The 15,099-nt window shown below is 69.2% G+C and carries 9 protein-coding genes; 8 read left to right on the top strand and 1 reads right to left on the bottom strand.

Features of this window, described 5'->3' with window-relative positions; translation table 11 throughout:
- Positions 1-8: 8 nt before the first annotated feature.
- Positions 9-1,055 carry an ABC transporter substrate-binding protein gene (locus AC0MAZ_RS13570; RefSeq protein WP_203647273.1) on the bottom strand — a complete coding sequence of 349 codons (1,047 nt, stop codon included), beginning with the start codon at positions 1,053-1,055 and terminating at the stop codon, positions 9-11.
- 319 nt (positions 1,056-1,374) lie between these two features.
- On the opposite strand from AC0MAZ_RS13570, the gene AC0MAZ_RS13565 reads away from it, so the two are divergent.
- The 8 genes from AC0MAZ_RS13565 (at position 1,375) to AC0MAZ_RS13530 (ending at position 14,965) form a co-directional block, all read left to right on the top strand.
- Positions 1,375-2,607, top strand: coding sequence for an acyl-CoA dehydrogenase family protein (locus AC0MAZ_RS13565; protein WP_475858158.1), 1,233 nt, complete (start codon positions 1,375-1,377; stop codon positions 2,605-2,607).
- Between the two features lie 162 nt (positions 2,608-2,769).
- On the top strand, positions 2,770-4,551 hold the full coding sequence (locus AC0MAZ_RS13560) for an ABC transporter ATP-binding protein (RefSeq protein WP_475858157.1): 1,782 nt from the start codon (positions 2,770-2,772) through the stop codon (positions 4,549-4,551).
- Entirely contained in the window at positions 4,544-6,376 is a 1,833-nt protein-coding gene (locus AC0MAZ_RS13555) for an ABC transporter ATP-binding protein (protein WP_475858156.1), read from the top strand. Before AC0MAZ_RS13560 ends, AC0MAZ_RS13555 begins: the two co-directional genes overlap by 8 nt.
- 274 nt (positions 6,377-6,650) lie before the next feature.
- Positions 6,651-7,799, top strand: coding sequence for an LLM class flavin-dependent oxidoreductase (locus AC0MAZ_RS13550; RefSeq protein WP_203647277.1), 1,149 nt, complete (start codon positions 6,651-6,653; stop codon positions 7,797-7,799).
- Between the two features lie 11 nt (positions 7,800-7,810).
- The gene (locus AC0MAZ_RS13545) at positions 7,811-8,878 is read left to right on the top strand and encodes an ABC transporter substrate-binding protein (protein ID WP_475858154.1); all 1,068 of its coding nucleotides are present in this window, start codon (positions 7,811-7,813) and stop codon (positions 8,876-8,878) included.
- The gene (locus AC0MAZ_RS13540; RefSeq protein WP_475858152.1) at positions 8,875-9,933 is read left to right on the top strand and encodes an ABC transporter substrate-binding protein; all 1,059 of its coding nucleotides are present in this window, start codon (positions 8,875-8,877) and stop codon (positions 9,931-9,933) included. Before AC0MAZ_RS13545 ends, AC0MAZ_RS13540 begins: the two co-directional genes overlap by 4 nt.
- A 207-nt stretch (positions 9,934-10,140) precedes the next feature.
- Positions 10,141-12,381: a TonB-dependent receptor gene (locus AC0MAZ_RS13535; RefSeq protein ID WP_475858150.1), complete on the top strand. Its 2,241-nt coding sequence runs from the start codon at positions 10,141-10,143 to the stop codon at positions 12,379-12,381.
- 142 nt (positions 12,382-12,523) lie between these two features.
- Positions 12,524-14,965: a TonB-dependent receptor plug domain-containing protein gene (locus tag AC0MAZ_RS13530; protein WP_475858149.1), complete on the top strand. Its 2,442-nt coding sequence runs from the start codon at positions 12,524-12,526 to the stop codon at positions 14,963-14,965.
- Positions 14,966-15,099 lie beyond the last annotated feature (134 nt).

Raw genomic sequence — 15,099 nt, 5'->3', positions numbered from 1 at the left:
CTCCGGTATCAGGCGCGGCGCTGGGCCAGCAGGTCATGGGCGGCTTGCAGGGGACGGTGGTCGACCCAGTCGGCGAGGTCGAAGTCGCGTTCCAGGAAGCCATGCAGGTTGAGGAAGGTCTTCTGGGTGTCGAGGTAGGCCAGGCGCTGGGGCGACAGGTCCGGTGCCAGGGTGGTGTGGAAGTCGCCGCGATAGGCTTCGGCCACGCCCTGGCTGCCGGCGCGGGTCTCGTCCTCGAGAATGCCGTTGAGCGCGTCGCGGTTGCCGGCGGCCCAGTCGGCGGCGCGCAGGGTCTGGGCGAGGAAGCGCGTTACCAGGTCGAAATGCTCGTCGAGCAGGCGCTGGTGCACGGTGATCGGCCGCGGCGTGCCGTTGTTGATGCGGTGGCGCGGATCAGGCAGGGCATCGAGGTCGATGCCCACCACCAGGCCCAGGCGGCGGGCGGCATCGGCGGCGGCGGCGCCCTTGACGTACACCGCATCCACCTCACCGCGCACCAGCGGATCCAGGCCCGACCACAGCCGTTGCAGGCCCAGTTGCGGGGTGCCGGCATCGAACTGGTCGAGCAGCGCCACCTCCACCAGATGCACGTCATCGAAGCCCAGGCCGGCCGAGGCCAGCGCGCCTTTGTAGCCATGCAGGCTCATGGCCCGGGCGATGCTGCCGGGGCGGTTGTCGCCCCAGGCCGGCAGGGCCAGGCGCTTGCCGCGCAGGTCTTCAGGGCGGCGGATGTCGCTGTCGGGGCGGACCAGGATGGTCTGCCACTCCTCGATCCAGGTCAGGCCGATCAGCCGTGTCGGCGCACCGGCGGCGCGGGCGGCCAGGGCCGGCAGGTTGCCGCCCTCGCGGAACAGGCCGGGAAGCTGGTGATCGTAATGGTGATGGCCGAGCTGGCGGGCCTCCTGCAGGGTATCGATGGGCAGGCCGTCGGCGGCGAATTCATCTTGCAGCCAGCCGAGCTTGTAGGCGATGCCCGAGGCAGTGGGTACCGGGCAGCGGGTGAACCAGAGGCGCTCCAGGGTTTCAGGTTTGGGAGTGGCTTGAGCGAGGGTCATGGGTGGCTCCTTGGACGTCGTGCAAGGACCGTTGCAGCGCTCGTGCCAAGGGCTGGGATGCCCGGAATACCGGGCTTTTCGGTGATGGCCAGGGTGGCGACTGCTGACCAGGATGCAGGATTGCGGCGCGGGTGTTGCCTGATCAGCAGAAGCGACGATCAGAGGTGCTGCTGGAGCAGCAAGGGTGCGCTGAAAGCCCGGTACTGCGTGGACTTCAGGGCTGTGGCAAAGAAGTTGCTCTGGCGTTTGCAGGCATCGCGGGGCAAGCCCGCTCCCACACCGACCCGCGATGGGCCATACACTGCCACCGAGGTAACCCATGACCACCATCGAACACCCGCCAGCCCGGCGCATCACCCGCGAATCCGAAGCCATCGACATCGCCCGCCAGGTCGCCGGCGAAATCGCCGCCCTCGCCGCCGACCCGGGCAACAACCGGCCACTGCCCCGCCGCCAGGCCGAGCTGCTGTCGAGCAGCGGCCTCACCGCCATCGGCGTGCCCACGCAGTTCGGCGGCCTCGGCGCCTCGGTCGCGACCATCGTCGAGACCGTGCGCCTGATCTCCACCGCCGATGGCGGCGTCGGCCAGCTGCTGCAGATCCACAACGTGATGCTGCGCGGCGTGCTCGGCGGCTACCCCGACGAGGTCCGCGACCGCGTGCTGGCCGATGTGCTGGCCGGCAAGCGCCTGGGCAATGCCCTGGCCGAGGTCGGCGGCAAGAACAAGTTCGCCCTCAAGACCCGCGTCGAACGCCGCGCCGACGGCAAGCTGGTGCTCAATGGCAGCAAGTTCTACTCGACCGGCGCCTACCTGGCCGAGTGGATCTCGCTGACCGCCGCCAGCGAGGACGGTGGCGCCGGCGTGCTGCTGCACCGCGACACCCCCGGCCTGACCCTGGTCGATGACTGGGACGCCTTCGGCCAGCAGCATTCGGTGAGCGGCACGGTGAAGTTCGACGAGATCGTCCTCGACGAACGCTTCGTCACCTTGCGCAGCGGGCCGATGAAGCGCACCGGCCTGACCTTCCCGCAGATCCTTCACGCCGCCATCGACAGCGGCATCGCCGCCGGCGCCCTGCAGGCGGCGGTGGATTACCTGCGCGAGCACGCCCGGGCCTGGGTCGAGAGCGGCGTCGAGCAGGCCAGCGACGAGCCGCACATCATCCGCCAGGTCGGCGAGTACGCCGTGGCCCTGCGCGGCGCCGAGTCGGTGCTGCGCGAGGCGGCGCGGGTGTTTGACGCCCATGAGCGCGACCCGGCGGACAAGGCGCTGGAGGATGAGCTGATCCTCTCGGTGGCCACCGCCCGGGCGCATGCCGATGGCGCGGCGCTGAAGATCGCCAGCGACCTGTTCTCGCTGCTGGGGGCCAGCGCCTCGCTGAGCAAGTGGAACCTGGACCGTTTCTGGCGCGATGCCCGCGTGCACACCACCCACGACCCGATCCGCTGGCGCCTGCACAACGTCGGCAACTACTACCTCAACGGGGTGGATCCGGGGGAGTACACGGCGGTGCTCAATGCCAAGGAAGCGCAAGGCGCTACACGTCGCTGAGAGGTTGCGCCCTTGGGGCTGCTGCGCAGCCCTTTCGCGGCACAAGGCCGCTCCTACAGAGACCGCGCGATTCCTGTAGGAGCGGCCTTGTGCCGCGAAAGGGGCGCGCAGCGCCCCCGGCGACCTCGAAGACCTCCCGCCACCACCAGACCCGAGCCCTGCATGACCTCCAGACACCCCCTCCTGCGCGCCCTGGCCATCTACCGCGAGATGCCCTGGCGCTTCACCCTGGTCACCACCCTGTACATCGCCGGCAACCTGGGCCTGGCCTGGCAGCAATGGCTGATCGGCCAAGCGGTCGACGATGTCGGCGCCGGCCGCGCCGTGACCCGCCTGGCCGACGGCAGCCTCGACGCCAGCCTGGGCTGGCACTGGCTGTGGACCCTGCTGGCCATCGCCCTGGCCCGCGGCCTGCTGCAGTACGCCGCCGCGGTGCTGTCGCTGGTGCTCAGCCAGGCCCTGCTGACGCGCCTGCGCGAACGCATTCTCGAACAGGTCCAGGCCCTGCACCTGGGCTACCACTGGCGCCATGGCATGGGCGAGCTGGTGACCCGCACCACCCGCGATGCCGACAAGGTGCGCGATGCGCTGATCACCTTCTGGCGGCAGATCGTCGAAACTCCACTGGTGCTGCTGGCGGCGGTCGGCCTGCTGGGCTGGTACGACCCGCTGCTGGGCCTGGTGCCGTTGCTGCTGACCGGCGCCGGGCTGTGGCTGTTCGTACGTCAGACCGAGCGCCTTGTCACCCTTGATCGGGCAGTTGCCTCTGCGTATGACCAGGTCAGCCAGGATCTGGCCGAAGGTATCGGCGGCGTGCGGGTGATCAAGGCGTTCGGCCTTGAGCAACGGCGCATCGCTCGTTTCGCCGAGCAGGTGACACTGTTCAGCGGCCACGCCCGTGCGGCGCTGGCCTACGCCAGCTCGCGCATTCCGTTGCCGCAGGCGGTGGTCGCCCTCGGCCATGTATGGATCCTGGTGTACGGCGCCCACCAGGTGGCCGCCGGCCGCCTGGGCATCGGCGAGCTGGTGACCTCGCTGCTGGTAGCCACCACCCTGGTGTTCCGCATCGAAGGCATCGGCCGGGTCATGCAGACCTTCGCCGACGCTCGCGCCAGCGCCGAACGCATCTGGCAACTGCTCGACGAACGCCCCGCCATCATCAGCGGTCAGTGCGCACTGCCCGAAGGGCCGTTGGGCCTGAAGCTGGAGCAGGTGCGCGTACGTGCGCCGGATGCCGGCCGCGACCTGCTGCACGGCTGCTCGCTGCAACTGCGCCCCGGCGAGGTGGTGGCGCTGGTCGGCGCCACCGGCAGCGGCAAGAGCCTGCTGGCCAGCCTGCTGCCGCGCCTGGCCGAGGTGGACGGTGGCAGCGTGCGGGTCGGCAGCGACGCTCACGGCTGGCACGATGTGCGCGACCTCGACCTGGCGGCCTTGCGCCACCGGGTGCAGGTGCTGCCCCAGGAAAGCTTCCTGTTCTGCGACTCGCTCGCCGCCAACCTGCGCCTGGCCGCGCCCGACGCCACCGACTGCGAACTGCGCGAGGCACTGCGCCAGGCCGCCGCCGAGGACGTGCTGGAGCGCCTGCCCCACGGCCTGGATACGCCACTGGGCGACCGTGGCGTGACCCTTTCCGGCGGCCAACGCCAGCGCCTGTGCCTGGCCCGCGCCCTACTCGGCGCGCCCGACATCCTGTGCCTGGACGACGCCACCAGCGCCCTGGACGCCCAGAGCGAGCGCCGCGTGCTCGACAACCTGCGCCGTCAACGCAGCCAGACCGGCCGTGCGCCGACCCTGCTGTTGATCACCAGCCGCCTGTCCACCCTGCTGCTGGCCGACCGCGTGCTGCTGCTCGACGGCGGGCGCATCAGCGCCAACGGCAGCCACGCCGAGCTGACGGCGAACAACGCCCATTACCGCGACCTGCTGGGGATCGAGCATGGCTGAAAGCGATATCGACATCGAACAGCGCCTGGCCCGCCAGGCCCTCGACCGCGGCATGCTGGGCCGTTTGCTGCCGCTGCTGCGGCCGATCCGTGGGGCGATCCTGAGCGTGATCGGCCTGGAGCTGCTGCTGGTGTTCACCGTGTTCCTGCGACCGTGGTTCGTCCGCGAGCTGCTCGACCGCGGGCTGATCCAGAACGCCGGCCACTGGCTGCTGGACGAGCGCCTGGTGCTGTGGCTCGGCCTGGGCCTGGCCGCCAGCTGGCTGGGCCGCTTCCTGCTGGCGGGCGTCTCGCAGTTGATTGCCGGCGGCGCCGCCATCGGCGTGCTCAACGCCCTGCGCGTGCAGGTGTTCGCCCATGTCCAGGCGCTGTCGGTGAGCTACTTCGACCAGACCCGCGCGGGGCGCATCATCGCCCGCGCCGACCGCGACGTCGACGCGCTGGAGCCGTTGCTGGTGCAAGGCCCGCCGGAGCTGCTGGGCGCCCTGCTGCGCTGCGGCCTGGCCGGGCTGATGCTGTGGCGCATCGAGCCGAGCTTCTTCTACAGCCTGGCGGCCACCGTGCCGCTGCTGGCGCTGGCCACCTGGCGCTTCAAACGGGTGTCGCAGCGCAACTGGGCCAAGGTCGCCGAGCAGCGCAGCCGCTTCACCGCGCACCTGGTCGAGAGCGTCAGCGGCGTGCGGCTGATCCAGCAGTGCGGGCGCGAGGCCAGCAACCAGCGGCGCTACCGGCACCTGCTGGAGGCCTTCAACCAGGCGCTGGTCCACGGCAGCCTGCGCACCGGCTGGTTCGCGCCGTTCACCGCGCTGCTGGGCACGGCGGGCATGGCCGTGCTGTTGCTGGTGGGCGCCTTCGGCCTGGCCGAAGGCCGGGTGAGCGTCGGCCAGGTGGCCGAGAGCCTGTTCTACGTGTTCCTGTTCCTCGGCCCGCTGCAGGAGCTGTCGGACCTGTTCGAGCGCTACGCCACCGGCAGCGCCTCGGCGCAGCGCATCTTCCTGCTGCTCGACACCCGCGCCCAGGTGCTCGACCCCGCGCAACCACGGGCGCTGGGCCGGGCCCGTGGCCAGGTGGACTTCGCGCAGGTCGGCTTCGCCTACAACGCCAGCGCCCACCCGGTGATCGACGGGCTCGAGCTGCATATCCCGGCGGGTGAAGTGCTGGCCATCGTCGGCCACTCGGGGCATGGCAAGAGCACCCTGGTGCAGTTGCTCACGCGCTTCTATGACGTGCAACGCGGGGCGGTGAAGCTCGACGACATCGACCTGCGCGAGCTGGCCCAGCACGACCTGAGGCGCAACGTCGGCGTGGTGCTGCAGGACAACGTGCTGTTCAGCGGCACCCTCCTCGACAACCTGCGCCTGGCCCGGCCCGGCGCCGACGACGCCCAACTGATCGCCGCCGCCCGCGAACTGGGTGCCGACGAGGTGCTGGAGCGCCTGCCGCTGGGCTACCACACCGAAGCCGGCCCGCTGGGCAGCCACCTGAGTCACGGTCAGCGCCAGCTGGTGTGCCTGGTGCGCGCCTATCTGGCCGACCCTGCGGTGCTGGTGCTCGACGAAGCGACCTCGGCGGTCGACGTGCACACCGAGCGGCGCATCCAGCAGGCGCTGCGCCGGCTGTGCCAGGGCCGCACGGCGATCATCATCGCCCACCGCCTGGCGACCATCCGCGACGCCGACCGGATCGCCGTGGTGCGCCATGGGCAGGTGGTCGAGCTGGGGCGGCATGCCGCGCTGGTGGAGGCCGGCGGGGTGTATGCAGGGTTGTACGCGGCGTATCTGCGCAGTGCCGGGGAGCAGGTTGGCGGAACCACGCAACCCGTGTAGGAGCGGCCTTGTGCCGCGAAAGGGCTGCACAGCAGCCCCAGGATCTCAGGGTAACGCACATATCGCCGGGGCTGCTGCGCAGCCCTTTCGCGGCACAAGGCCGCTCCTACAGGGAAATTGCGTTCCCCTGCTGCTCACCGGGCAACGGCTGCTGCCTGACTGCTGCCACAGCAGCACCCCACCCTTGCCACCCCACGCCGTTCCGGCCCTGCAGTGCCATGGCACAGCCGTTGCACCACCCTCCCCATCGACCACCTCCCCTTCAGGAGCCCCCATGACCACCGAATTCTTCTGGCGCCTGCCCCTGGGCACCGACGGCCCGCAACTCTCCACCGATCGCCACACCCGTGGCAACCCGCAGCACCGCCCGGGCCACATCGCCCCCGGCCGCCTGCCCGGCGGCGAGGCCGACGGTTTCACCTACATCGACTATATCGCCCAGGTGGCCAAGGCCGCCGAGCTGGCCGGTTTCGAAGGCGCCCTGCTGCCCACCGGCCCCGAGCCATGGATCGCCGCCGCGGCCCTGGCCCGCGAGACCCGGCGCATCCGCTTCCTGATCGCCTTCCAGGCCACCTGGACCCTGCCGGCCTACGCCGCGCAGCAGGCGGCGATCCTGCAGAACCTCAGCGGCGGGCGGCTGGACTGGAACATCATCACTGGCGGCAACCCGGCCAGCCAGCGCGCCAACGGCGACTTCCTCGAACACGACCTGCGCTACAAGCGCACCGGCGAATTCCTCGACGTGATCCAGGGCCTGTGGGCCAACGACAGCTTCTCCTACGAAGGCGACATCTACCGCCTGGAGCACGGCAGCCTGCCGCCGGGCCTGGCCCACGAGCGCAAGCCCGGGGTGTACTTCTCCGGCTTTTCCGACGCCGCGCTGGAGGTCGCCGCCCGCCACGCCGACGTCTACCTGAACTGGGCCGAGCCGATCGACAAGCTCAAGCCGCATCTCGAGCGGGTGCGCGAACTGGCCGACAAGCAGGGCCGCACGGTGCGTTTCGGCCTGCGCGTCGACCTGTTCGCCCGCGAAACCGAAGAGCAGGCCTGGCGCGAGCTGCGCCAGCAGTTCGAACGCCTCGAAGGCAAAAGCAGCGCCATTGCCAAGGGTTTCGCCAGCGGCTCCGACTCGGTCGGCGGCGCGCGCCAGGCAGCCTATCACCAGCACCTGCAGGACTTCGACGAACTGAAGCTGGCGCGCAATCTCTGGGCCGGCTTCGCCAAGGCCAAGCCCGGCCCGACCGTGGGCCTGGTGGGCAGCCACCAGAACATCGCCGAGCGCCTGGCCGAATACCGCGACGCCGGCTTCTCGACCTTCATCCTGGCGGCCAACCCGCACCTGGAAGAGGCCCTGCGCATCGGCCAGGAAGTCCTGCCGCTGGTGCAGCAGGCCGCCGCCACGCCGCTCAAGGCCAGCGCCTGAGGAGAACGACCATGAGCCAACCCCTCGACACCCTCTGGTACACCCGCTGTCCGGTGCCCACCGGCCTGGGCATCGCCGTGCAGCAAGGCTGGCTGCAGCAGGACCTGTCCGCTCTGGGTACCCGCGTGCAGTCGCTGCGCGAAGCCGACGAACAGGCCGTGCGCGAATCGCACTTCGACCACACGCTGCGCAACTCGGTGCGTCACGGCGGCAGCATCCCGGCGATCTGGGCCCGCGCCCAGGGCCGCGAGACCCGTGTGCTCGGCCTGTCCTGGGCCGACGAGGCGCAACTGATCCTGACCCGCCCGGACAGCGCCATCCACACGGTGCAGGACCTCAAGGGCCAGCGCTTCGGCCTGCCCGACTGGAGCGCGGCGCAGATCGACTTCACCCGCGCCCAGGCCCTGCGCGGCCTGGAAAACGCCCTGAAGCTGCACGGCCTGCAGGTGGGCGACCTGCAACTGGTCAACTACCGCTACCACGGCACCTTCAGCGACCGTCCGGTGCGCAATGTCGCCGGCACGCCGGTGTCCACCGGCCAGGGCGAGGGCCGCAACCTGGAGCTGGCCGGCCTGCTGCGCGGCGAGGTGGACGCGATCTTCCTCAAGGGCGCCAGCGCCGTGCAACTGGCCCACGCCTTCGGCCTGCGCACCGTGATCGACACCGGCAGCCACCCCGACCCGCTGATCCGCAGCAACAACGGCACGCCGCGCACGCTGGCGGTGGACAGCCATCTGCTCGAACGGCACCCGCAGGTGGCCCGCACGCTGCTGTCCAGCGTGCTGCGCGCCGAGCACTGGGCGCAGCAGCACCCGGACGAGACCCGTCGCTACCTCGCCCGCGAAACCAACAGCAGCGAATACTGGGTCGGCGTGGCCTATGGCAATGACGCCCACCTGCGCCTGCGCACCGCCCTGGACGAACAGGCCATCGACGCGCTGCAGGACTTCGTGCAGTTCCTCGCGCGCTGGCGCTTCATCCCGGCCAGCTTCGCGGTGCGCGACTGGATCGACCGGCAGCCGCTGGACGCGCTGCTTGCCGCCCCTTCTGCCATGGACAGGAAACCCGTCGCCTTATGAGCAAGCCCCTGGAAACCCTCTGGTACACCCACAGCCCGGTACCCACCGGCCTTGGCATCGCCGTGCAGTCCGGGCGCCTGGCCCAGGCCTTCGCGCCGTTCGGCACGCGCATCCAGTCGCTGCGCGAGTCCAGCGAGCGCGAGGTGCGCGAGGCCCACTACGACCACCACCTGCAGAACTCGGTGCGCCACGGCGGCAGCATCCCGGCGATCTGGGCCTACGCCAGCGGCGTCGAGACCCGGGTGCTGGGGCTGAGCTGGATCGACGAGGTACAGCTGATCCTCACCACTGAAGAAAGCGGCGTACGCGGCATCCGCGACCTGAAGAACCGCCGCTTCGGCCTGCCCAAGTGGGCCAACGTGCAGATCGATTTCACCCGCGCCCAGGCCCTGCGCGGCCTGGAGAACGCGCTCAAGCTCGAAGGCCTGAACGTGGCCGACGTCGAGCTGGTCGACTACCCCTACGGCGGCACCTACAGCGATGAACCCAAGCAGCACTTGTACGGCTCGGAGGTGGCGCTGGACACCCGCCGCGTGAGTCGGCGCAACAACGAGCTGATCGGCCTGCTGCGCGGCGACATCGACGCGATCTTCCTCAAGGGCGCCCACGCGGTACAGCTGGCCCACGAGTTCGGCCTGCGGGTGGTGGTCGACACCGGCAGCCACCCCGACCCGCTGATCCGCAGCAACAACGGCACGCCGCGCACGCTGACAGTGGACACCCACCTGCTGCACGAGCATTTCGAGGCCAGCCGCACCCTGGTCGACACCGTGCTGCGCACCGAGCAATGGGCTTGGGCCAACCCCGAGGACACCCGGCGCTTTCTCGCCCGCGAGCTGAACACCAGCGAGTACTGGGTGGCGGCGGCCTATGGCGAGGATGCCCACCGGCGCCTGCGCACGGCGCTGGATGGCCGCTCCATCGCGGCGTTGCAGGACTTCAGCGAATTCCTTCATCGCTGGGGGTTCATCCCGCGGCGCATCAATGTGCGCGAGTGGATCGATTCGAGCGTGCTGGAGCAGGTGATCGGCTCCACCTCGCGATTGGCTGTCTGATCGCATCACGGGGGCGTGGGAGCGGGCTTGCCCCGCGATTGGGGCGGCCCTGCTGCCCCAGCAACACCCGCCAAACACCCCACTGCTGCAGCATCCGCACCGACCGCTTGAAAGACCAATAAATACGAATAAAAACAGTGTATTACGAGCTTGGCACAGTCCCTGCTCTGTCCTCCCCAACAACGCGTTCACTCGGGGAGATTCCACATGCACCAGCGCCATCCACTAGCCCGCCAGATCAGCCTCGCGCTACTGCTCGGCAGCACCGCCAGCCACACCTTCGCCGCCGACGAGAACAAGACCGAGCCGGCCCTGGAGACCGTCACCGTCACCGCCCAGCACCGCGAACAGACCCTGCAGGAAGTGCCGGTGGCCGTGTCGGCGATCAAGGGCACGCAACTGGTCGCCGACGGTGTGCGCTCGATGGGCGACATCACCACCTTCGTGCCCAACGCCTCGGCCAAGAACCCCGACGGCGACGGCCGCCCGCGCTGGTACATCCGTGGCCTGGGCACCGGCGACACCGGTGCGGCGACGGTCTACCCGGTGGGCATCTACGCCGACGACGTCTACCTCAACGCGCCCATCGCCGGCGGCGGTCCGCTGTTCGACCTGGAGCGCATCGAGATCCTGCGCGGCCCGCAGGGCACCCTGTACGGCAAGAACACCACCGCCGGCGCGGTCAACGTGATCTCGAAGAAACCGACCTTCGACACTGACGGCTATGGCACGGTCGGCTTCGGCAGCAAGAACGAGCGCATCCTCAACGGCGCCCTCGGCGGTACCCTGGTGGACGACAAATTGGCCGGCCGGGTGTCGCTGTATTCCGAGGAACGCGACGGCTTCCAGCACAACGATTTCGACGGCAACAGCTACGGCGACGTCAACAAGAAGGCGGTGCGCCTGCAGTTCCTCGCCCAGCTCAACCCGGACCTGGACGCCCTGCTGAAGATCCACAGCCGCCAGTTCAAGGGCGACGGCAGCAACGGCTCGCTGCCGGTGGGCCGCTACTATAACGTCGGCTATGAGCGTCCCGGTGGTCGCGATATCTCGCTCAACATCAACGAGGACTACCGCCTCGACCACGACGGCGCCTCGCTGACCTTCAACTGGTACCTGGGCGACTACACCCTGACTTCGATCAGCGCCTACGACGACATCCGCAACCGCTCCACCACCGACGCCGACTACACCCCCTACGAGGTCAATGGCGCCTCGATTACCGACAACCGTTATCGCCAGTGGTCCCAGGAACTGCGCCTGGCCTCGCCGGAGGACCGTTCTCTGCACTGGCTGCTCGGCGCCCACTACTTCCACGAAGACCTCGACAGCGCCTCGCAGCGCATCGTCACCCCGGGCCCGACACCCAACGGCAGCGGCTCCAACCAGGTCGGCAGCACGGCGTTTCGCGACCTGGGCTTCGACCATCGCACCGACAGCTACGCGCTGTTCGGCAACCTCACCTACGACTTCACCGACGACTTCAGCGTGACCGGCGGCCTGCGCTGGACCCAGGAGAAGAAGGACATCGACCTGGACCTGGTGCAGCTGACCCGCGCCAGCGCCAACGGCCCGCTGATCCCCATCGCCGGCGTTGGCAGCAACGGCAACCGCCAGCAGGACAAGACCTGGGAAGCCTGGACCTACGACCTGACCCCGGAATACCGCATCAACGACAACCTGCGGGTGTTCTTCCGTTATGCCCATGGTTTCCGTTCCGGCGGTTTCAACACGGGGCTTTCCACCAGCCTGGCGCAGCTGACCACGGTCGATCCGGAAGAACTGGACGCCTACGAGCTGGGGCTCAAGTCCGAGTGGTTCGACCGGCGCCTGACGGTCAACGCCAACGTCTTCTACTACGACTACTCGGACATCCAGGTAAACCTGCTGACGGTCAACAACGGCGTGCTCACCACCGCCCTGACCAACGGCGCCAAGGGCAAGGTCAAGGGCGCCGAGCTTGAGATCGAGGGCCAGCCCACTGAACGCCTGCACCTGCGCGCGGCCGTGTCGTTCCTCGACACCGAGTACACCGATTTCAAGAACACCAACCCCACCACTGGCGCGGTGACCGGCGACTACAGCGGCAACAGCTTCGTGCGCTCACCACGCAACGTGGTGTCGCTGGGCGCCGATTACACCCTGCCGCTGGACGTGCCCGGCCGCGTGGTAGCCGGTGGCGATGTGAGTTTCCGCGACAAGGAGTACTTCCTCGCCGACCGCCAGAGCAGTGCCGACGAGACCCTCAGCCAGCCGCACTACACCCTGGCCAATGCGCGCCTGAGCTGGTTCAGCGCCGACGACAAGCTCAGCGTCACCGGCTTCGTCAACAACCTCACCGACCGCCGCTACCAGGTGCATGGCCGGCCCAACGGCGGTGCCGGGCAGTACGTGATCACCTACGGCGACCCGCGCACCGTGGGGATGAGCATTACCAGCCGGTTCTGATTTTTCTGCCCCCTGGGGCTGCTGCGCAGCCCTTTCGCGGCACAAGGCCGCTCCTACAGGGTTTGCGCGGCCCCTGTAGGAGCGGCCTTGTGCCGCGAAAGGGCCTCGCAGAGGCCCCATTGCCCTTCAAAAGGACAGCCCCATGCCCCACCACACCCCCTTGGCCCTGAGCCTGGCCATCGGCAGCATCGCCGTGCCCGCGCTGGCCGCCGAACCCACCGACCGCCTCGACACCGTGGTCGTGGTCGGCACCCACCGCAGCGACCTCACCGCCCTGCAAAGCGCCGCCCCGGTGGACGTGCTCAGCGGCGAAAAGCTCCAGGAAACCGGCGCCCGCGACCTGTCCGGCGCCCTCACCGCGCTGTCGCCCTCGTTCAACTACCCGCAATCACCACAAGGCGCCTTCGCCGGTTCCATCGCCCAGGGCGCCTCGCTGCGCGGCCTGGCCTCCGACCAGGTGCTGGTGCTGGTCAACGGCAAGCGCCGCCACACCAGCGCCAACGTCACCCGCCAGGGCCTGGCCAACGGCCGCGGCGCGGCGGCGGTGGACCTGAGCCTGATTCCGCTGGCGGCGGTCGAGCGGGTGGAGATCCTGCGCGACGGCGCCGCCGCCCAGTACGGTTCGGACGCCATCGCCGGGGTGATCAACATCGTGCTCAAGGAGCGCGACGAAGGCGGCAACCTCGGCTACCGCTTCGGCGGCTACGACAAGGGCGACGGCCTGCAGCGCAAGCTCAGCGGCTGGAAAGGCTTCGCCCTGCCCAACGACGGTTTCCTCACCCTGGCCTTCGACGCCGGCAGCCAGGACCCGGCCAGCGACACCCGCGACGACAACCGGATCTTCTACCCCGGCTCCACCAGCACCAACACTGCGCGTGAGCAGAACAACCGCTACCGCAACTGGCGCTGGGGCTCGGGCAATGTCTCGGACCAGTACAACTTCACCGCCAACGCCGAAATGGGCCTGGGCGATGGCCTGAGCGCCTATGGCCTGGCCACCTACGCGCACAAGAACACCGACGCCGAGAACTTCTTCGACCCGCCCACCACCCTGCGCAGCAACTACGGTAGCGTGGCCCTGGCGCGCTACCCGGACGGGCGCCTGCCGATCACCCGCTACGGCCTGGAGGACCATGCCGTCACCGGCGGCCTGCGCTACCAGGACGAGACCCTCGGGCACTTCGACCTGGCCCTGAACCATGGCAACAACCGCCTCGACTCCACCGACCGCGATGCCATCAACCCCAGCTGGGGGACGGCCAGCGCCTCGACGATCTACACCGGCCGGCGCGAGGCCGACCAGACCAACCTGACCCTGGACTGGACCCGCGACTTCGCCACCGACCTGCTGTTCAAGCCACTGACGGTGTCCGCCGGCCTGGCCTGGCGCGAGGAGAACTACCAGCTCAGCGCCGGCGACGCCCAGGGCTGGCAGAACGGGCCGCTGTTCAACACCGTCGACCCACTGACCGGGCGGCGCATCCCCGGCTACTATTCGGGCATTACCCAGGTCGACGCCGCCTCCCTCGACCGCCGGGTGATCGGCGCCTACTTCGACCTCGAAGGGCAGATCACCGAGCAACTCCAGGCCGGCTTCGCCCTGCGCAGCGAGCACTACTCCGACTTCGGCGACACCACCAACGGCAAGCTGTCGCTGCGCTACGACTTCACCCCCGAGATCGCCGCCCGGGCCAGCGCCAGCACCGGCTACCGCGCACCGTCCCTGGTGCAGTCGGGGCTGTCGTCGTTCAGCGTGCAGGTGGTCGAGCAACCGCCGGGTAGCGGCAACTGGGTCGAGGTGCAACAGCGCACCCTGCGCGCCGACAGCCCCGAAGCGCAACTGCTGGGCGGCAAGGCGCTCAAGCCCGAGGAGTCGACCAACTTCTCGGTCGGCCTGGTGTGGCGCCCGCTGGCCAACGCGTCGCTGACCGTCGACGCCTATCGCATCGACATCGACAACCGCATCACCCTGTCCGACCAACTGCCGGCGTCGGTGGTCGGGCCGATCTTCGCCGGCACGCCCTACGCCAATATCCAGAGCGCGGCGTTCTACAGCAACATCGCCGACACCCGCACCGACGGCATCGAACTGGCCGGGCACTACCAGCTCGACCTCGGCGCCTGGGGCCGGCTGGACCTCAACGGCGGCTATGCCCGCACCAACACCCGCATCACCGGGCTGGACGATGTCGGCGGCATTGCCGGCAACCAGATCATCGGCCGCAACACCCAGGGGCTGATCGAGGACGGCACGCCCAAGGACAAGCTGACCCTGAGCGCCAACTGGCAGTACCAGGGCTGGAACGTGACCGTGGCCCAACGCCGCTACGGCCAGTGGCAGAACCGCAACGCCGCCAACCCGGCGCTGGACCAGACCTTCGGCGCGCAGTGGGTGACCGACCTGGACGTGGCCTACCGTTTCGGGCTGGGGCTGACCTTGTCGGTGGGTGCGATCAACCTGTTCGACAGCCACCCCGACAAGCTCGAGGGCGCGCAGCTGTATGGTGTGCAGAAGTATTCGATCACCAGCCCCGAAGGGGCGCAGGGGGCGTTCTACTACACCAGCCTGAGTTATGACTTTTGAGCGGGTGTGGGGGGGCTGGTGCCAGGCGATAGTCTTGCAGCGCTCTCGAGATCGAGCGCCGCCCGCGCGGCGCATCGCGGCACAAGGCCGCTCCTACATCTGTTTCGGGCCAGTCAATCCTGTGCCATCACCTG

The organism is Pseudomonas sp. A, from assembly GCF_056270345.1.
The sequence above is the reverse complement of the archived record's forward strand: the minus strand, read 5'-3'. Positions and strand labels throughout refer to the sequence as shown.